General features: G+C 59.2%; 16 protein-coding genes. 4 read left to right on the top strand and 12 right to left on the bottom strand.

The annotated features are described in order from the left end of the window. Window positions 1-24: 24 nt before the first annotated feature. Window positions 25-939, top strand: a complete 915-nt coding sequence (locus K0H48_RS29120; protein WP_056857487.1) for a LysR family transcriptional regulator — start codon at window positions 25-27, stop codon at window positions 937-939. Here the strand turns inward: K0H48_RS29120 and K0H48_RS29115 are convergent. The 4 genes from K0H48_RS29115 to K0H48_RS29100 are packed head-to-tail and all read right to left on the bottom strand — an operon-like array spanning window position 930 to window position 3,404. Further along, entirely contained in the window at window positions 930-1,415 is a 486-nt protein-coding gene (locus tag K0H48_RS29115) for a DoxX family protein (RefSeq protein WP_219337702.1), read from the bottom strand. The genes K0H48_RS29120 and K0H48_RS29115 overlap by 10 nt on opposite strands. Beyond that, window positions 1,412-2,188, bottom strand: a complete 777-nt coding sequence (locus tag K0H48_RS29110; protein WP_219337701.1) for a DNA-binding domain-containing protein — start codon at window positions 2,186-2,188, stop codon at window positions 1,412-1,414. Before K0H48_RS29110 ends, K0H48_RS29115 begins: the two co-directional genes overlap by 4 nt. Then, complete coding sequence (locus K0H48_RS29105; protein WP_219337700.1) at window positions 2,185-3,072, bottom strand: DUF692 domain-containing protein; 888 nt, start codon at window positions 3,070-3,072, stop codon at window positions 2,185-2,187. The genes K0H48_RS29110 and K0H48_RS29105 overlap by 4 nt, the downstream gene beginning before the upstream one ends. Before the next feature lie 23 nt (window positions 3,073-3,095). Further along, on the bottom strand, window positions 3,096-3,404 hold the full coding sequence (locus K0H48_RS29100) for a DUF2282 domain-containing protein (RefSeq protein ID WP_200433455.1): 309 nt from the start codon (window positions 3,402-3,404) through the stop codon (window positions 3,096-3,098). 225 nt (window positions 3,405-3,629) lie between these two features. On the opposite strand from K0H48_RS29100, the gene K0H48_RS29095 reads away from it, so the two are divergent. Continuing rightward, a complete protein-coding gene (locus K0H48_RS29095) occupies window positions 3,630-4,922 on the top strand; it encodes an MFS transporter (protein WP_219337699.1) in 1,293 nt (430 codons plus the stop codon). Between the two features lie 50 nt (window positions 4,923-4,972). Here the strand turns inward: K0H48_RS29095 and K0H48_RS29090 are convergent, their stop codons facing one another. From K0H48_RS29090 to K0H48_RS29070, 5 genes are all read right to left on the bottom strand, one after another. Continuing rightward, window positions 4,973-5,674 carry an ABC transporter ATP-binding protein gene (locus tag K0H48_RS29090; protein ID WP_017137209.1) on the bottom strand — a complete coding sequence of 234 codons (702 nt, stop codon included), beginning with the start codon at window positions 5,672-5,674 and terminating at the stop codon, window positions 4,973-4,975. A 1-nt stretch (window position 5,675) separates the two neighbouring features. After that, the gene (livG, locus tag K0H48_RS29085) at window positions 5,676-6,443 is read right to left on the bottom strand and encodes a high-affinity branched-chain amino acid ABC transporter ATP-binding protein LivG (RefSeq protein ID WP_003193538.1); all 768 of its coding nucleotides are present in this window, start codon (window positions 6,441-6,443) and stop codon (window positions 5,676-5,678) included. Beyond that, window positions 6,440-7,693, bottom strand: coding sequence for a high-affinity branched-chain amino acid ABC transporter permease LivM (locus tag K0H48_RS29080; RefSeq protein WP_099548585.1), 1,254 nt, complete (start codon window positions 7,691-7,693; stop codon window positions 6,440-6,442). Before K0H48_RS29080 ends, livG begins: the two co-directional genes overlap by 4 nt. Further along, on the bottom strand, window positions 7,690-8,613 hold the full coding sequence (gene livH, locus K0H48_RS29075; protein WP_017479358.1) for a high-affinity branched-chain amino acid ABC transporter permease LivH: 924 nt from the start codon (window positions 8,611-8,613) through the stop codon (window positions 7,690-7,692). Before livH ends, K0H48_RS29080 begins: the two co-directional genes overlap by 4 nt. Before the next feature lie 227 nt (window positions 8,614-8,840). Continuing rightward, window positions 8,841-9,968 carry a branched-chain amino acid ABC transporter substrate-binding protein gene (locus tag K0H48_RS29070; protein WP_219337698.1) on the bottom strand — a complete coding sequence of 376 codons (1,128 nt, stop codon included), beginning with the start codon at window positions 9,966-9,968 and terminating at the stop codon, window positions 8,841-8,843. Window positions 9,969-10,309: 341 nt separating this feature from the next. Here K0H48_RS29070 and K0H48_RS29065 point away from each other — a divergent pair, with 341 nt between their 5' ends. After that, a complete protein-coding gene (locus tag K0H48_RS29065) occupies window positions 10,310-10,612 on the top strand; it encodes a DUF2288 domain-containing protein (protein WP_219337697.1) in 303 nt (100 codons plus the stop codon). Between the two features lie 303 nt (window positions 10,613-10,915). Here K0H48_RS29065 and K0H48_RS29060 read toward each other — a convergent pair whose 3' ends face one another. From K0H48_RS29060 to K0H48_RS29050, 3 genes are all read right to left on the bottom strand, one after another. Then, window positions 10,916-13,093: a hypothetical protein gene (locus K0H48_RS29060; protein WP_219337696.1), complete on the bottom strand. Its 2,178-nt coding sequence runs from the start codon at window positions 13,091-13,093 to the stop codon at window positions 10,916-10,918. A 203-nt stretch (window positions 13,094-13,296) separates the two neighbouring features. Beyond that, window positions 13,297-15,561, bottom strand: coding sequence for a bifunctional diguanylate cyclase/phosphodiesterase (locus K0H48_RS29055; RefSeq protein ID WP_219337695.1), 2,265 nt, complete (start codon window positions 15,559-15,561; stop codon window positions 13,297-13,299). A gap of 138 nt (window positions 15,562-15,699) precedes the next feature. Continuing rightward, window positions 15,700-16,065: a YkgJ family cysteine cluster protein gene (locus K0H48_RS29050; RefSeq protein ID WP_138816404.1), complete on the bottom strand. Its 366-nt coding sequence runs from the start codon at window positions 16,063-16,065 to the stop codon at window positions 15,700-15,702. Window positions 16,066-16,316: 251 nt separating this feature from the next. On the opposite strand from K0H48_RS29050, the gene K0H48_RS29045 reads away from it, so the two are divergent. Continuing rightward, on the top strand, window positions 16,317-17,663 hold the full coding sequence (locus tag K0H48_RS29045) for an MFS transporter (protein WP_219337694.1): 1,347 nt from the start codon (window positions 16,317-16,319) through the stop codon (window positions 17,661-17,663). Window positions 17,664-17,830: the final 167 nt, after the last annotated feature.

The raw sequence follows: 17,830 nt of genomic DNA, 5'->3' as shown, positions 1-17,830 counted from the left end.
TTGGTTTTCAAATGGAAACAATCCATGAGCGAAATGGATGACCTGGCGGCCTTTGCCGTGCTGATCGAGGCGGGCAGTTTTACCTTGGCGGCGGAGCAATTGGGCTGCAGCAAGGGCCAATTGTCCAAGCGCATCAGCCAATTGGAAGCGCAGTTTTCGGTGGTGTTATTGCACCGCACCACGCGCAAACTCAGCCTGACCGCCGCCGGCGCGGCGTTGTTGCCCCAGGCTCAGGCGCTGGTGGCCCAGGTGGAGCGCGCCCGTCAGGCGTTGGCGCGGCTCAAGGACGATCTGGCTGGGCCAGTGCGTATGACGGTGCCGGTGTCGCTGGGAGAAACCTTCTTTGATGGCCTGTTGCTGGAGTTCACCCAGCAATACCCACAGGTGCAGATCGAGCTGGAACTGAACAACAGTTACCGCGATCTGGCGCGTGATGGCTTCGATTTGGGCGTGCGTATGGGGGCGATGGACAACGAGCGGCTGGTGGCCAAGCCGCTGCTGGCCTGGCATGAAATGACCTGCGCCAGCCCGGCCTACCTGGAGCAGCATGGCGAACCGCTGACGCCTGCGGATCTGGCTGCGCACACCTGCCTGCTCAACAGCCACTACAGCGGGCGTGAAGAATGGCTGTACCACCAGCAACATGAACTGCTGCGGGTACGGGTCAGCGGTACCTTCGCTTCCAACCACTACAACCTGTTGAAAAAAGCCGCCTTGGTGGGCGCCGGCATCGCCCGACTGCCGTCCTACGTGTTACCGGCGGAACTGGCCGACGGGCGCTTGCGCTGGCTGCTGCGTGATTATCAAACGCGCAGCATGCCGATGTACCTGGTGCATCCTTATCAAGGTGGCCTGCCGCGCCGAACCCAAGTATTGGCCGACTACCTGGTGGACTGGTTCAGACGCAGCGGCGAAGCCCTGGATCGCCTTCAGCGGTAGCGGCGCGCGATCAGGTGATCGATCGACAGGCAGCCTGGGCCTTTGGCCACCAACAGCAGCAGCAACGCGATCCAGGTGCCGTGTGTGGGATAGGCTTCCGGGTAGACGAACAGCTGAATGGTCAAGGTCATGCCGATCAGCGCCAGGGCCGAAAAGCGCGTGGCAAAACCCACCAGGATCAGCACCGGGAAAAAGTGCTCGGCAAATGCCGCCATGTGCGCGGCCACTTCCGGCGACAACAACGGCACGTGGTACTCGCTGCGAAACAGCGGCAGGGTCGAAGCCGCAAGCTTGGGTTCGCCGAATTGGAAGGTGCCGTTGATGATATCAATGGCAAAACCTTCGACCTTGGTCTGGCCGGACTTCCAGAACACCGCCGCAATGGAAAACCGTGCGAGAAAGGCGATCAGGCTGTAGGGGATTTTTTCGAACAGCGCGATGACCCGTTTTACCAGGCAAGCAGGCGAAGTGTTCATGGCGATTCCTTTTGTTCTGTGTGTAAATGAGTGATGGCGTCGTGGCTGATCAGCAGCGTCAGGCAGTGGTTGAGGTCGAATTCGGCCGACGCTTCAAGCGCGTGCTCCACCGCCATTTCCAGGCCTGCCCCCTGATTGAGGCTGTTAATAAACGCCACCGAACCGCTGTCGATGGCGAAGACTTTGACCGCCAGGCCCTGGCGCAACACCAGTGCACTTTGGGCGTTCCAGGGGTTCAAAGTGGCGATGGCACCCTCGGTCTGGTGCGCGGCCCATACCGCAACCACGGCGTAGGGCGAATGCATGGTGGCCAGGGACGGATGCAGGTGCAGGCGTAGTTGCCCCAGGTCGACGGGACCTTGTAGATGTTCAAGGATGGCCTGTTGATTCAGTGGCTGGCTGTCTGCGGCGTGATAAGCACGCACCCGCAGGCGTTCCAGGCGTGCGACGTCCGCCAGGTAAGGCACGCTTGCAGCGGGCTCGAATGCCTGGATGAACGCGGCAAAGGTGCTGCCGTACTCGCTGATCAATTGGCTGTCGGGCGGGCTGGCTTGCACGTACAGGCTGGCCATCGCGCGGAAAAACTCTTCGCCCACCAATTGCAGCGTCACCGGGTAAGCGGCGGCGAGCGCGTTGATCAGCGAGCTGTGGACATTGTTTCGATACACCGCAAATCGGCTGGCCGGGTCGGCGCCGTTGCTGCTGAACAACCCATCGGGGCAGGCCTGGTCGGAATCGAGCAAGGCGCCGGCAAATGCAGCTTGATCGCTCATAGCTTCAATACCTTCGCCTGTGACAGATGCCAGTCGGCGTGTTGGGCTTCGGCGTGCAACACGCTGAAGGCGGGCACCTGGTTGTCTCGCTCGATCAGCGTGGCGACGGGGCCGGTGTGTTTGAGTACCTGTTCATAGAGCTGCCACACCGCGTTATCGATGGGCGCGCCATGGTCATCGATCAGCAGGCGGTCGCCCAGGTTGTCAGTGTCTTCGGCAAAACCGGCCAGATGAATCTCACCGACGGCCTTCAACGGCAGCGCATGGAGGTAAGCCAGTGGGTCGCGCTGATGATTGATGCACGACACATAGACGTTGTTGACGTCCAGCAACAGCCCGCAATCGGTGCGCCGGATGATCTCGCTGATGAAGTCCGTCTCGTCCAGGGTCGAGCGCTGGAACTGCAGGTAAGTCGAGGGGTTCTCCAGCAGCATCGGCCGCTTGAGGGTGCTTTGTACCTGATCGATGTGCTCGCACACCCGGAGCAGGGTCGCGGCGTCGTAGGCAAGCGGCAGCAAGTCATTGAGGAACACCGGGCCGTGGCTGGACCAGGCCAGGTGTTCGGAAAAAGAGTGGGGTTGATAGCGTTCGATCAGCGTGGCCAACCGTGCCAGGTGCTCACGATTAAGCGGGCCTTCGCCGCCGATGGACAGACCCACGCCATGCAATGACAGTGGGTACTGTTCGCGTATCAAACCCAGGTAGTGATGAAACGGGCCGCCGGCGACCATGTAGTTTTCGGCGTGCACTTCAAAAAAACCGATGTCGGGCGAGGTATCGAACACTTCAATAAAGTGCTCGTTCTTCAGCCCCAGCCCGGCCCGATAAGGGAGGCCGGGCACCTGAGCCGGTGAGACCGTGTGCTGAGGTAAAAGCGTCATCATCAGTACTCAGGTTTTGCAGGGTTTCAGGACTTGGCGGTGAAGGCTGCTTCCTGGCCGAAACCGGTCGGCGAGGTGGCGCTTGGGGTCTTGCCGCAAGTGCCGGCCGGGACCAGTTTCCACGCGTTGGCCTGGTCTTTGACTTTCGAGGTGCCGGCGCAAGTAGTACCGGCGCCTGCAGCGCAATCGTTCTTGCCGGCTTCGGCGACACCAAAGCACTTGTCCATTTTCGCTTCGTCAGCGTGGGCCATGTTGGTCAGGGCGGAAAAGCTCAGGGCCGAACCCAGGGCCAGAACGAGGGTAGCGGCGGACAGCGAACGGGATTTAGTAGTCATGGTGTAACTCCAGCAGTGAGGGTGGGTAAGGAAGCGTTTTTGCTTGCTTACCCCTCTAGAGTTGGGGCATCAGGTTGCGTTACAGCAGGTAGTAAATAAATTTTCGATGCCGAGTAAATGGCGCCGTGAGTCTTAGTGTTCGCGAGCCCTGTATGCGCTTGCTGTAGGATCACGCAATGCCTGGCACTGGGCGAATGTGCGCAAGACCAATAAGGAGCTTTGGCTGTGAAGAAGCGCTTTGCAGATTTTTTCATCAGCAGAAATTTCTCATTCCTGTGGCTGGGGCAAGCCCTCTCATCGTTTGGCGAGTTCGTTTTCGAGAGCACCGTCATTGTGTGGCTGGTGACTGACTTGTTTCACGACAGTGCGTTCTTGCCGACGGCCGTAGGCCTGGCGGTGGCGGCTTCGGCTATACCGCGTGTACTGGTAGCGCCACTGGCCGGGGCTTGGGTGGACAGGATGACGCCGCTGTACGTGATGATCGCGGCGGACGGGATTCGGGTGCTCAACTTCCTGATCTTTTTTGTGATCTATTCGCTGGCCGGCCTGGACCCGATGCAAGTGCTCTTCGGTGTTCTACTGTTGTTGTTGGTTAACAGCACGGCCGCACAGTTTTTCAACCCGTCACGCCAGGCGATTATGCAAGTGGTCATCCCTTCGGCACGACGCGTTGAAGCATCGGCCAAGGCAATGTTTTCCCTGACGGGCATTTCAGTGTTGTCGGCGTCCCTTGGGCCGGCCTTATTTGTCTGGGTGGGCCCCGCCCTGGCACTGCTGATCAATGTGCTGGCCTTTGCCTGTTCGGCCCTGTGTATCGCGTCTACCCAGGGCCTGCGCCGGACCTTGCTGGCCGAGCAACAACGGCTGCCCTTTTGGCATGGAGTGCTCGCAGGGCTGCGGTTTTCCTGGGGGCACGCCTCGATCAGGACGTTGTTGATCGGTGTCGCGTTGTACGGGTTTTCCCTGGGGGTCAATAACGTCGCGTTGTCCTTGTACGCATTCAAAACCTTGGGCTTGAGCCCTTATGAATACGGCCTGATTCTCGCAGCGTTCCCTGTTGGCGGGTTGATTGCTGCCGTGCTGGTCCGGCCGCTGTTGAAGTCATTGAGCACGCGTCAGGCCTTTACCTTTGCGCTGCTGTGCATGGGGTTCAGTTACCTGGCGTATTCGCTGCATCCGCCGTTTTACCTGGCCTTTACGCTGATGTTCAGCTGTGGGTTGTTCTTCTCGGTGTTTGCGATTGTGCAAGGGCCGATGCTTCAGGAAGCCGTGCCTGAAGGCTACATGGGGCGTGTGTCCGCAACGGTCACGCCGGTACTGGCCATCGCCTCGTTGACCGGTACGCTGGTGTGTTCTCAGACATTGAATATGGCGCAGCGCGTCATAGGCTATTTCGACGCGCCGCTGGATGTGTACGGCGCGTATATCTTCCTGGCGGCGGGCCTGTTGCTATTGGGCGGGGCGTTGATGCTGGCAGGCCAGCGCGCGAGCAAGGGGCAATTGGTAGCGACGCTTTAAGCGGCGATAAAAAAAACGGCCCGAGGGCCGTTTTTGTTTACCTCAATGGCTCAGCCACCGAGATAGGCTTCACGCACTTTCGGATCCGTGAGCAACTGCTCCCCGGTGCCCTGCATCACCACCCGGCCGTTTTCCAGCACGTAGGCGCGGTCGGCGATTTTCAGCGCCTGGTTGGCGTTCTGCTCCACCAGGAACACCGTCACACCGTCCTTGCGCAGTTGTTCGATGATGTCGAAGATCTGCTGGATGATGATCGGTGCCAGGCCCAGTGAAGGCTCGTCGAGCAGCAACAGCTTGGGCTTGCTCATCAGCGCCCGGCCGATGGCGAGCATTTGCTGCTCGCCGCCGGACATGGTGCCGCCGCGCTGGCTGAAGCGTTCCTTGAGCCTCGGGAACAGGTGCAGCACCTTGTCCATCTGCTCTTGGTAGTCGCCCTTGTCGGTAAAGAACCCGCCCATGGCCAGGTTCTCTTCCACGGTCAGGCGCGAGAACACACGACGGCCTTCGGGCACCACGGCAATGCTCTTGCGCATGATCTCGGAGGAGGCCTGGCCTACCAGTTCTTCACCCATGTAGCGGATGCTGCCGCTGTGGGCCTGCGGTGAACCGCACAGGGTCATCAGCAAGGTCGATTTGCCGGCACCGTTGGCGCCGATCAGCGTGACGATTTCACCTTGGCGCACTTCCACGTTGACGCTGTGCAGCGCCTGGATCTTGCCGTAGAAAGTGGAAACGTTTTCGAATTGCAGCATTTTACGCTTCCCCCAAATAGGCTTTGATCACTTCCGGGTTGTCGCGGATCTGCTCCGGCGTGCCGTTGGCCAGTGGCGTGCCCTGGTTGATCACCACGATATGGTCGGAGATGCTCATGACCAGTTTCATGTCGTGTTCAATCAACAGCACCGTGGCGTTGTTTTCCTCACGCAGCACGCTGATCAGCGCCTTAAGGTCTTCGGTTTCCTTGGGGTTCAGGCCGGCGGCCGGTTCGTCGAGCATCAGGATCCGCGGGCGGGTCATCATGCAACGGGCGATTTCCAGTCGGCGTTGTTGGCCGTAAGCCAGGGTGCCGGCGGGGCGGTTGGCAAACTCGGTGAGGTTGACCTTGTCCAGCCAGTACGCCGCGTATTCCATGGCCTCGCGCTCGCTCTTGCGGAACGCCGGGGTCTTGAACAGGCCAGCAAAGAAGTTGGTGTTCAAGTGACGGTGCTGGGCGATCAACAGGTTTTCGACCGCCGTCATGTCCTTGAACAGGCGCACGTTCTGGAAGGTACGCACCACGCCCTTGCGGGCGATCTCGTGACCGGCCAGGCCCTGGATGGGTTGGCCATCCAGCAGGATGCTGCCACCGCTCGGCTTGTAGAAACCGGTGAGGCAGTTGAACACCGTGGTCTTGCCGGCGCCGTTCGGGCCGATCAGCGCCACAACCTGTTTCTCTTTGACGGTCAGGGCCACGCCGTTGACCGCGAGCAAACCGCCGAAGCGCATGCTCAAGTTTTCGACTTTCAGGATCTCGCGGCTCATTTGCGCAGCTCCATGTGTGGACGTTGCATGGGCAGCAGGCCTTGAGGACGCCAGATCATCATCAGCACCATCATGGCGCCGAACATCAACATGCGGTATTCGCTGAACTCACGCATCATTTCCGGCAGCAGGATCATCACGATCGCCGCCAGGATCACGCCCAACTGCGAGCCCATGCCACCCAGTACCACGATGGCGAGAATGATCGCCGACTCGATAAAGGTGAATGACTCCGGGGTCACCAGGCCTTGGCGCGCGGCGAAGAAGCTGCCGGCGAAACCGGCGAAGGTTGCCCCGAGGGTGAAGGCTGAGAGTTTGATGACGGTCGGGTTCATGCCCAGCGCACGGCAGGCGATTTCATCTTCGCGCAACGCTTCCCACGCACGACCGATCGGCATGCGCAGCAGGCGGTTGATCACGAACAGTGCCGCCAATGCCAGCAACAACGCCACCAGGTACAGGAACACCACTTTGCTCACGGGGTTGTAGTCGATCCCGAAGTATTCGTGGAAGGTCTGCATGCCTTCGGCTGCTGTGCGGTCGAACGACAGCCCGAAGAACGTTGGCTTGGGAATGCTGCTGATGCCGTTGGGGCCACCGGTGATATCGGTGAGGTTACGCAGGAACAGCCGGATGATTTCACCGAAGCCCAAGGTCACGATCGCCAGATAGTCACCGCGCAGGCGCAATACCGGGAAGCCCAGCAGGAAGCCAAATGTGGCCGCCGCCATGCCGGCCAGTGGCAGGCAGATCCAGAAGCCCCAGCCCAGGTAATGCGAGAGCAGCGCGTAGGTGTAGGCACCTACGGCATAGAAGCCCACATAACCGAGGTCGAGCAGACCGGCCAGGCCCACCACGATGTTCAGGCCCAGGCCCAGCAACACGTAGATCAGGATCAGGGTGGCGATGTCGACGGCGCCGCGCGAGCCGAAGAATGGCCAGATCAACGCGGCCACGATCAGACCGATGATGATGTAGCGCTGAGTACGCGGCAGGGTCAGGAATTGGCTGACCTTGGGCGACACCAACGGGCCACGGTTACCCTTGAAAAACGCACCGACCTGCTGGGTGAACAGCACGCGCAGGAACATCAGCACCGAGCACAGGGCAATGATGGTCAGGGTCACGGGACCGGTGCCATGCACTTCCAGGTTGATGCCGACAATGCTCAGCTTGAGGCCGAGTACCGGAAAGGCCACGGCCCAGACCAGCAAGGCGCTGAAAAACGCCGATTTAAGATATCTGCTCATACTTTCTCAACCTCCGGACGGCCCAAAATGCCGGTCGGACGGAACAACAGCACCAGAACCAACAGGCCGAACGCCACGACGTCCTTGTACTGGTCGCCGAACACGTCGGCGCCAAAGGCTTCAGCCACACCCAGCACCAGCCCGCCGAGCATCGCGCCCGGAATACTGCCGATGCCGCCCAAGACCGCCGCAGTAAAGGCCTTGAGCCCTACCAGGAAACCGGCGTTGGGGTTGATCACGCCGTACTGCATGCTCAGCAGCACCGCCGCAACGGCCGCCAGTGCAGCACCGATCACGAAGGTCAGGGCGATGATGTTGTTGGTGTTGATGCCCAACAGGTTGGCCATCTTGATGTCTTCGGCGCAGGCCCGGCAGGCGCGCCCCAGACGGGAGCGGGAAATGAACAGGGTCAGGCCGAGCATCGCCACCAGGGTGACGACGAAAACCAGCACCTGCATGTACGAAATCAGCACTTCTTGTGCACCACCTGGGCCGAAGGAGAAGCTCCCCGGGATCAGGTTGGGAATGGACTTGTCCTTGGAGTCCTGGGACAGCAATACGGTGTTCTGCAGGAAAATCGACATGCCGATGGCGGAAATCAGCGGGATCAAACGGTTGCTGCCACGCAAGGGGCGGTAGGCGACGCGTTCGATACTGTAGCCATAAGCACTGGTCACGACGATCGATGCCAGGAACGCAGCGGTCATCAACAGCGGCAGGGAGTGGATACCCAGCATGGCCAGCCCGGCAAGGGCGATGAAGGCCACGTAGGAACCAATCATGTACACCTCGCCATGGGCGAAGTTGATCATTCCAATGATGCCGTAAACCATTGTGTAGCCAATGGCTATCAAGGCATAGGTGCTGCCAACGGTCATGCCGTTAACCAGCGTTTGGAAAAAATGATAGATCTCAGGCATTACAGCGCTCCTAAAAACCCGATACGCATTTCACTGGTGGAGTCATTTCCGGCTCGGTGCCCTGCTCTGTGATCAGGTTGCACGAAGCGTTTGCCAGCGAACCGCTGGTGACGGTTTTAAGATTTTCAGGTGAGCCAGCGCCCGGATCGCGGGTGACAGGCCCATAAACCTCGTAAAACAAAGCCCACTGCTCTCACAGTGGGCTTGTTGGACCAGTAACGCCTGGCTTACTGAGGGGAAACTTCGGTTTTTGGTTTACCGAAGTGCCATTCGTAGACCACGAATTTGAAGTCCTTCAGGTCGCCCTTGGCGTCGAAGCTCAGATCGCCAGTTGGGGTCTTGAAGGTGCCGGCGTGGATGGCAGCAGCCACTTTGGCGGTGTCTTCGCTCTTCGCGGCAGCGATACCGCCGGCGATCACTTCAACAGCCGAGTACGCCGGGAACACGAACGGACCGGTTGGGTCCTGCTTGTTCTTGGTGAACTCTTCAACGATGGCCTTGTTGGCCGGGTCGGTGTCGAAGGATTTCGGCAGGGTAACCAGCAGGCCTTCGGAAGCGCCCTGGGCGATTTGCGAGATGGAGTCGTTACCCACGCCTTCCGGGCCCATGAACTTGGCGTTCACGCCTTTTTCCTTGGCCTGGCGCAGGATCAGGCCCAGCTCTGGGTGGTAGCCGCCGTAGTAGACGAAGTCGACGTTGGCTTGCTTGAGCTTCTGGATCAGCGAGCCGAAGTCTTTGTCGCCCGCGTTGATGCCTTCGAACAGGGCGACTTTCACGCCTTTCTTCTCGAGGGTCTGTTTAACGGCGGTGGCGATGCCTTCACCGTACTGCTGCTTGTCGTGGATAACAGCGACGACTTTCGGCTTCACGTGGTCGGCGATGTAGTTGCCGGCCGCTGGGCCTTGAGCGCTGTCCAGGCCGATGGTGCGGAACACCAGCTTGTAGCCACGGGAAGTGATTTCCGGGCTGGTAGCCGCCGGGGTGATCATGATCACGCCTTCGTCTTCATAGATATCGGACGCGGGCTGAGTGGAGCTGGAGCAAAGGTGACCGACTACGTACTTGACGCCGTCGTTGACCACTTTGTTCGCTACGGCAACGGCTTGTTTTGGATCGCACGCATCGTCGTATTCTTTTGCTTCAAGCATTTTGCCGTCGACACCGCCTTTGGCGTTGATGTCAGCGATTGCCTGCTTGGCACCCATGAATTGCATGTCGCCGTATTGCGTCACTGGACCTGTTTTAGGGCCAGCGATACCGATCTTGATGGTGTCGGCTGCGAACGAATGGCCGGCAACCCCAGCCAGGACCATAGCGGCAAACAGTTTGGAAATCTGCTTAGTAGCCTTATTCATAGTGCTCCACTCTTACTGTTGTATTTTTTATAGTTCTAGCGGCCTTGTGAGCTGCAGAACCGGATCAGATATCGCGGATATCCCCCCGGCATTGCCCTGGCAACTGTACCGGTACAGTGTAGAGCGCCGGTTCATCGCTTGAAAAGCTGGCTGCTGGGGGCAAACCCTCGGTGTGTCGCTTTAATGAAAGAAAAAGACAGAATTGCGGCGGGCTGATGCCAGAGTTTCAGGCAATCCTTGGCTTTCCTGACACTTTCGTTCGGTGCCTCATTTGCAACTGGGTTTTTCTGCCTGACGCCTGACGCTATGATTGCGCCGATTTTTTATTCAGGTGAATTCCCATGACGCAAGAACCTAGCACCCTCTATGCCAAGCTGCTCGGTGAAACCGCCGAAATTTCCTGGAAGGAGCTTGAACCGTTCTTTGCCAAGGGTGCCCTATTGTGGGTCGACGCCGGTCTGGATTTGATCGAAGCAGCCGAAGGAATGGCCGAGGATAACCGCGACAAAGTCGCTGGGTGGCTGGCCGCAGGGAGCCTTGGCGAAGTGTCTGCGACGCGGGCGTTGGACCTGGTTGAGCGCGATCCAAGCCTGTGGGCTGTGGTGGTTTCGCCGTGGATTCTGATCCAGGAAAGGGCGGCGTAAGAAAGGCTTGCACTATAAAGGTGCGTGTTTTTTCGCCGGGCAAGTGTGTAGCGGAGTAACCGCTGGCGCCGTGATGGCATCTTGCCGTAGAGAAAGGTCACAGGTGACGGTGACGTAAGCGTCACGGGAACAGTTTTAAAGCGGGTGGAACATCGGGGGAATTGTTTCCGGGTGTGGCAAAGCCGCAGATCGTTCCCACGCTCCGCGTGGGAATGCATCCGGTGACGCTCTGCGTCACGAAGAGCGGACGCAGAGCGTCCAAGGCGGTATTCCCACGCAGAGCGTGGGAACGATCGACTCGGTCTAGGCGGTCTTGCCAGTATGGTTATTCAACGAAATAACCTTGGTCTTGCCAATCCGATGGCGGTAAATCTCGCGCAGGTACTTGATCGCTTTCTTCACGCAATCCCGTGACAGGCGAATATCGTTGATCGACACAAACTTGTCCTTGTCGTTGATCAGTTCGCGGTACTTCTTCTCATACATCGGCTTGATCGCGTACCAGTTGGTATCGAGGATCTTCGCCGGGTTTTCAAACTCATTGAGCAGCTCGTCGATGCGGTCTTCATCGAAGTCCTCATGGATGATGAAATCCAGGATCGAGTTGTCCAGTGTTTCGTCGAACCGGTACGGGTTACGCGCAAAGCAGCGTTTGATAAACGCCACGATCAGGGTCAAAAAATCATCCGACAGGCACGGGCTCTTGGCGATCAAGGTGGTCAGCGACAAGTTGGCCGAGGCGCCGATGACCAGTGCATAACGCTTGAGCGTGGTATTGGGGAACAGGCTGTTGAGATGGGTCTTGAGCCGGTTGAGGTCCATGTAGGACAGCTTGTAATCCTTGGGCAGCGACACAATCGAGACCACCGACGAGCAGTTCTTGAAGAAGTGCAGGTCATGCAGCGCCGCCGCGTCATAGCCGGAGTTCTTGTATTGCTCCAGGGACGCCTTGTAACGCTTGGATTCGATCGGCAACAGGCTGATGCCCTCGATGGCCTGGGTGACCTTATTGAAGTGCGGCAGGTCGATGGAGCGGAAAAACAGGTCGTCGATATTCAGGCGCTGCGGCTCTTTATCGAACACCTTGAACTTGTCGCCCGAGGGCGCCGGGGTTTCGGGTACCACCGATTCGGCGTAGGCAATCGCCACCGGCCCGGCCAGGCTCATAAACAGGTCGTTGGCATCCAGGCGGATGGTTTCGCCGATATCGATGCCGGCGCGCCGGAAGTAGTTCTGGTCGTAGTCGGTGGTCACCGCCTGGGCGGTGAGGATGTTGAAAATCTGCTGGGAGATGTACTGGTTGGCGTGTTTTTCCATGGCATTGACGTCAATGTTCTGGATATTGCCGTCATCGCTCTCTTCGGCATAACGCATGATGTCGTTGGAGATCAGCATCATCGCGTTCCATGGGCGGATGCGGCCTTTTACACTGGCTTCGCTGCTGTCTTCGTTGTCGAAGTTGTATGAAAAATCCCATTCTTCCGACAGGTATTTGCACAGCAACCGCCCGGCGTTAATGTGCAGCGCCTCGGACATTTCGCTGCGGTGGTCGGAGATATTCGGCAGCACGCAAATGCCGCTGGTGAAGATCGGCTCGAACACAAAGGCGTGGCCGCTTTTGCTGTCGTGCTCGTCAGCAGGCTTGGTGTCGAAGGTCTTGTTCATGTACGAGTGTTGCTGGGCCAGGCCGAACTCCGAGGCCATGCCCGACCCCGTACCACCGCCGGCGCTGAAGATCGAAAAATACAGGCGCGACTGGTTGGCCTTGATGCCGCAGGAATCGATCAGGTACGAGTGAATCATCTTCCAGTCGGGGCTGGAAAAGCGCTGGGTGTCTTTGTTGAGGATGATCTTGGCCAGGTACTGGCCGAGGATCGGCGCGTTACCGGCGCCACCGGCGTGGACCTCCGAGAGGTCCATGATCTTCATCTTGCTGTAGTCGCGCAGGAAGCCGCTTTTTTCGCCCTTGCGCGAGAAGCGGATGCGCCCGGCAATGTCCTTGTCCAGGTCGCCCAGCATCACCAACGGTTCCACCAGGAACACCGGCTTGGTGGCCTTGCCGCCGCCCAGGCGCAGGTTGTTGCGGATCCATTGGGCGGGGCTGTAGCCCTTGTCTGTCGATTTATCTTCGGTGCTGAATTCATTGAGGTAGAACTTGCGTGCGTTGTACACCAACTCCGCCACGTCCAGCGCTATGTTCGAACCACAGCGGCCCAGGCCGATCAGGCACACCGAGGGAAATTCCTGCTCGCTGCGCGTATCAGCGTCGCCTTCGGATTGGGGCGGGCGCGGGAACACCATGTCGCGCAGGCCGTCGAGGTTATCGAGGATGCGGTCGGTATTGGTTTCGGTGAAGTACAGGTATTGCTGGGTAGACAGCGGTCGGGCGCTGCTCAATGACTTGGTGCTTGAGGGTTTCTCGGCAGGAGCGGTCGGCAGTGCGTCGCAGATCTCGGAGACAGCATTATTTTTGGAAGTCATTGGGCGCCATGTACCTGGACGGACGGCCCAAAAAATCCAGGCGCCATCACTGAATGAGAGTTCGCGACTTTACAGTGCGTCTGAGTCCGGGGCGCTCGGGTTTAACCTTTGGTTTCCAAGGGGAATCGCCGCCGGACTCTGATGAATCGGCCGTTCGTCGGCGTTCTTTAGGCGGATGATGGCTAAATGCCAAAATTTCGGCGTCAGCGAATTGGCCTGACAATGGACGGCGGCCCGATACGGCCTGCGCCGGGGTCTTTCGGCGCGAGGGCCTCTTTATTCCCCTCGACACTGAACGGGTAAAGCGGGTTACGCATCTGGATGCCCTGGATCACACCCATCACATCGCTCAAGGGCACCGCCGGGCTGAGCAGGTAACCCTGGATAAAATCGCAGCCGTGTTTGAGCAGCAGTTCAAACTGCGCCTGGGTTTCCACGCCTTCGGTGACCACCTGCAAGTGCAGGGTGTGGGCCATGCCGATGATCGCCTGCACAATCTCGACATCGGCGGTGGACTTGGGGATGTCCTGGATAAACGAGCGGTCGATCTTCAGGGTGTTGAGTGGCAGGCGCTTGAGGTAGGCCAGGGATGAATACCCGGTGCCGAAATCATCAATGGCCAGCGAAACGCCCAAGGCACGGATCTGGCGCAACAGCGCCAGGGTGCTGCTGATATTGCCCATCAGCGCGTTTTCGGTGACTTCCAGTTCCAGGCGGCTGGCGGTGATCCCGGCAAAACGCAGGGCGGCCTCGATCTCATCGGCCAGTTCGTCACGGGCCAGGTTCAAGGCCGAGCAGTTCACGGCCATAGTCAGCTCGGTGTAGCCGCGGTCAGACAGCAGGCTCAAATCGTGACAGGCCTGACGCAGTACCCAGTGGTCAAGTTCGGCAATCAACCCGTTGTTTTCGGCGATGCCGATAAACCGGTCGGGAGCCAGCAGCCCGTGTTGCGGATGTTGCCAGCGCACCAGCGCTTCCAGGCGAGTGACCTTACCCAGTTTCATGTCGAAGATCGGCTGGTAGAACAGCACCAATTCATTACGGCCGCGCAGCGCGGCGCGCAACTCCTCTTCCAGTTGCAGCTCAAGGAAGGCGCGGGTTTTGAGGTTGGAGCTGAAGAAGTTCAGGCTGTTGCGACCGGCATCCTTGGACTGGTACAGCGCCAGGTCAGCGGTTTTAAGCAACTCTTCGCAGGTCAGCCCGTCATCGGGGAACAGGCTGATGCCAATGCTGGTGGTCATCACCATGCGCCGCCCGGCCAGTTCGATCGGTTCTTTCATTTTTTGCATGATGCGCTGGGCCAGATGCCGCGCTTCGTCGCGATGGTGAATATTGATCAGGATGCAGAACTCGTCGCCGCCAAACCGCGCGACCACATCTTCATGGCTGCGTACCGACCCCTTGATATGCCCGGCCAGCACGGTGAGCAATTGGTCGCCGGCATCGTGGCCGAGGCTGTCATTGATGCGCTTGAAGTGGTCGATATCGAGGAAAATCACCGCCATCATGCCGTGACTGGCGGTTTTTTCCGCGACTTTTTCTGCAAAGATCTGGTTGAACCCACGACGGTTGAGCAGGCTGGTCAGCGCGTCGAAGTGCGCCACTTGCTGCAGCGAGGCGCGGGCTTGGTCCAGCTCGCTGAGCAGGGCATTGACCCGGCGCAGGTCGCGCTCCTTGTGCTGCAGTTTTTTGTCGGCGAGGGCAGCGCTGACACTGCTGCCGATCACCAGCAGGGTGATCACAGCCACCGACAGGCCCAGCTGAATCGGGTTGTTGTCCAGCGGTAACGACAGGTCAGCGCCGGTTGGCACCAGCATTTGCATGGCGGCCATGCCGGTGAAGTGCATGCTGAGGATGCCGGCGCCCAGCACCAGGCTGGCAGCGTATTTGAGCAACTGATGGAACACGCCGGAGCCACTGCGCAGGTAGCTCGACAGCAACAGCGCGGCCAGGCTGGCGCCGATGGCAATGGCCACGGAGGCCAGGAACAGGTCTGTCCCGAAATACACATCGGCCTGGGAGCGCATGGCCGACATGCCGACGTAATGCATCAACGCGATACCGATGCCCATCCACACCGACGCCAGCAGGTATTGATGGAAACGCAGATGGGTATGACTGAGGGTTTGCATGGCGAACAGCGAAGCGATCAAGGCGATCACCAGCGAGGCAAACGTCATGAGCAATTCATAATGAATGGCGATAGGCGCCTGGAAGGCCAGCATGCTGATGAAGTGGGTCGACCAGATGCCACCTGCCAGGCATCCCGCTCCCAGCCAGCGCCAATGACGGCGGGCAGTAGGGTCTTCGACATGGCCGACGCGTTCAGCCATGTCCAGCGTGCCGAAGCCGGCCGCGCAAGCAACCAGATACGCCAGTAGCACCAGGAACGGGTTATGACTGCAATTGAGTAATAAATGCCCGTTCTCTGGCAGGTCGGTAAAAAAATGCAGACCCAGCCATTCCATAGCAAGCCCCATCATAGCGTCACGTCACAGCCTACGGCGATGACCTATGAAGTCGAGTATAGAAGCCTCGCGGGATTTGCCAGGGATAATGGCACTTTGCTCTCAACCATTTTGGCATGCCCGCCATAGCGTTTGATGCTAAGCGCTGATCGGCAGGTCCAATTCGAAAGGTGCCTCTAACGGCGGCAGGCCGAAGGCCGCGCGCGCCTTGTCGCAGTCGACGTTCTGCTCGCCCTGGCTCCACGACGCGTCGAACTCCCGGCAGGGGCTTGAGCGTTGTTCATAGATGGTGCAACGGGTGCCCTTGCCGACCTCACCCTCAAGGCTGCAACACCTGGCGGGTTTCTGGTCGGTACCAATCATCGCCACGCGTGTGGGGTTGATCTGCACCACCAGGTCATCGGGCACCGTGCCGCCCGATGAGGCGCACTCGCCCCAGAAGAAAGACACGCGAAAGTGTGAACAGCAGGCACCGCAACTCAGACACGGACTGGCTTCGGACATGGGCGTCATCGATAAGAAAAGTAGGATGTGGGTGTTACGGAAGGCTCGCCATTCTATCCGTGCCATGGCGGTTGGGAAGGGGGGCGAGAACTTATATTTTCGTAGGGAAAGTCCCGCGGTTGCGGGTGAAATCATGCCCTATCAGCTTTACGAATCATTACAGACAAGTGTGCCAGGCCTGATTATGTTGCAGGTACCGGGCAGGATGCATCGGGCATCGCAGCTCTCATAACAATAAAAGAGACGGACCCATGCAGAACTCGACCCAAGCGGCGAATGCCTGGCGCATTCTGTTCCTGCTGTTCCTCGCCAACCTGTTCAATTTCTTCGACCGCACCATTCCCGCCATCATCATCGAGCCAATCCGCATGGAATGGCACTTGAGCGACTTCCAGCTCGGCATCATCGGCACCGCCTTCACCATCGTCTACGCCATCGCTGGCCTGCCGCTCGGGCGCCTGGCCGACACCGGTTCACGCAGCAAATTGATGGGTTGGGGCCTGTTCGCCTGGAGCGGGCTGACGGCGGTCAACGGCATGGTCGGCAGCTTCTGGACCTTTTTGCTGGTGCGCATGGGCATCGGCATCGGTGAAGCCAGCTATGCGCCGGCGGCCAATTCGCTGATCGGAGACCTGTTTCCCGCGCACCGCCGCGCGCGGGCCATGGGCATCTTCATGCTGGGCCTGCCGTTGGGCCTGCTGCTGGCGTTTTTCACCATTGGCGCGATGGTCAAGGCGTTCGACAGCTGGCGCGCCCCGTTCTTTATCGCCGCCGTGCCGGGGCTGATCCTCGCGATCTTCATGTTCTATATCAAGGAACCCAAGCGCGGCGCAGCGGAAACCGTGCAAGTCTCCCAAGAGCGCGTCGATCGCCCGATTCGTCGCGTTCTGGCGGTGCCGACCTTCCTGTGGCTGGTGCTGGCCGGGTTGTGCTTTAACTTCGCCACTTATGCGTGCAACTCGTTCCTGGTGCCGATGTTGCAGCGCTACTTCCTGATGCCGTTGCAGGACGCGGCGGTGGCCACCGGCGTGATCGTCGGCATCACCGGGCTGGTGGGCCTGACCCTGGGCGGCTGGATTGCCGACAAGATCCATCAGCGGGTCGCCAACGGCCGGCTGCTGTTTGCCGCGTGCAGCTTGATTATCTCGACCATCACCACTGCCTGGGCCTTGCATGCCGGACGCATTGAGATTGGCGTGTTTGTGGCGCTGTTCAGTGTGGGCTGGTTGTTCGCCTATAACTTCTACACCTGCGTGTACACGGCGATTCAGGACGTGGTTGAGCCACGCCTGCGCGCCACGGCGATGGCGCTGTTTTTTGCCGGCTTGTACTTGCTCGGCGGTGGCATGGGGCCGGTGGTGGTGGGCGGCTTGTCCGATCATTTTGCCCATTCGGCGATGTATGCCGATGGCGCTGCGCAGATGACCGAGGCGTATAAAGCGGTGGGGTTGCACGACGCCATGTACCTGATTCCGGTGGCGCTGTTCCTGACCATGCTGTTTCTGTTCCAGGCCTCGCGCAGTTTTGTGCGCGATGCCAAGAAGATGAAGGATGGGTTGGGGGCGGTAGAGGTACCGGCTGGGGCGGCCACAGCATGAGACCGAGGTGACGCCATCGCAGGCAAGCCAGCTCCCACATGTTGATGTGTGAATACCTTCAAATGTGGGAGCTGGCTTGCCTGCGATGAGCATAGGTATCAACACAACTTTTAAAGGCAGCCAATTTCTCCTGTGGCGAGCAGGCTTGCCCTGCGTTGGGCTGCGAA

This window comes from Pseudomonas sp. Xaverov 259, assembly GCF_019352915.1.
GTDB lineage: Bacteria > Pseudomonadota > Gammaproteobacteria > Pseudomonadales > Pseudomonadaceae > Aquipseudomonas.
The sequence above is the reverse complement of the archived record's forward strand: the minus strand, read 5'-3'. Positions and strand labels throughout refer to the sequence as shown.

What these genes read in the sequence shown, in the direction of transcription:
- K0H48_RS29120 (WP_056857487.1), top strand. Translation starts at nt 25, where the DNA reads ATGAGCGAAATGGATGACCTGGCGGCCTTTGCCGTGCTGATCGAGGCG.
- K0H48_RS29115 (WP_219337702.1), bottom strand. Translation starts at nt 1,415, where the DNA reads ATGAACACTTCGCCTGCTTGCCTGGTAAAACGGGTCATCGCGCTGTTC.
- K0H48_RS29110 (WP_219337701.1), bottom strand. Translation starts at nt 2,188, where the DNA reads ATGAGCGATCAAGCTGCATTTGCCGGCGCCTTGCTCGATTCCGACCAG.
- K0H48_RS29105 (WP_219337700.1), bottom strand. Translation starts at nt 3,072, where the DNA reads ATGATGACGCTTTTACCTCAGCACACGGTCTCACCGGCTCAGGTGCCC.
- K0H48_RS29100 (WP_200433455.1), bottom strand. Translation starts at nt 3,404, where the DNA reads ATGACTACTAAATCCCGTTCGCTGTCCGCCGCTACCCTCGTTCTGGCC.
- K0H48_RS29090 (WP_017137209.1), bottom strand. Translation starts at nt 5,674, where the DNA reads ATGCTGCAATTCGAAAACGTTTCCACTTTCTACGGCAAGATCCAGGCG.
- livG (WP_003193538.1), bottom strand. Translation starts at nt 6,443, where the DNA reads ATGAGCCGCGAGATCCTGAAAGTCGAAAACTTGAGCATGCGCTTCGGC.
- K0H48_RS29080 (WP_099548585.1), bottom strand. Translation starts at nt 7,693, where the DNA reads ATGAGCAGATATCTTAAATCGGCGTTTTTCAGCGCCTTGCTGGTCTGG.
- livH (WP_017479358.1), bottom strand. Translation starts at nt 8,613, where the DNA reads ATGCCTGAGATCTATCATTTTTTCCAAACGCTGGTTAACGGCATGACC.
- K0H48_RS29070 (WP_219337698.1), bottom strand. Translation starts at nt 9,968, where the DNA reads ATGAATAAGGCTACTAAGCAGATTTCCAAACTGTTTGCCGCTATGGTC.
- K0H48_RS29065 (WP_219337697.1), top strand. Translation starts at nt 10,310, where the DNA reads ATGACGCAAGAACCTAGCACCCTCTATGCCAAGCTGCTCGGTGAAACC.
- K0H48_RS29060 (WP_219337696.1), bottom strand. Translation starts at nt 13,093, where the DNA reads ATGACTTCCAAAAATAATGCTGTCTCCGAGATCTGCGACGCACTGCCG.
- K0H48_RS29055 (WP_219337695.1), bottom strand. Translation starts at nt 15,561, where the DNA reads ATGGAATGGCTGGGTCTGCATTTTTTTACCGACCTGCCAGAGAACGGG.
- K0H48_RS29050 (WP_138816404.1), bottom strand. Translation starts at nt 16,065, where the DNA reads ATGTCCGAAGCCAGTCCGTGTCTGAGTTGCGGTGCCTGCTGTTCACAC.
- K0H48_RS29045 (WP_219337694.1), top strand. Translation starts at nt 16,317, where the DNA reads ATGCAGAACTCGACCCAAGCGGCGAATGCCTGGCGCATTCTGTTCCTG.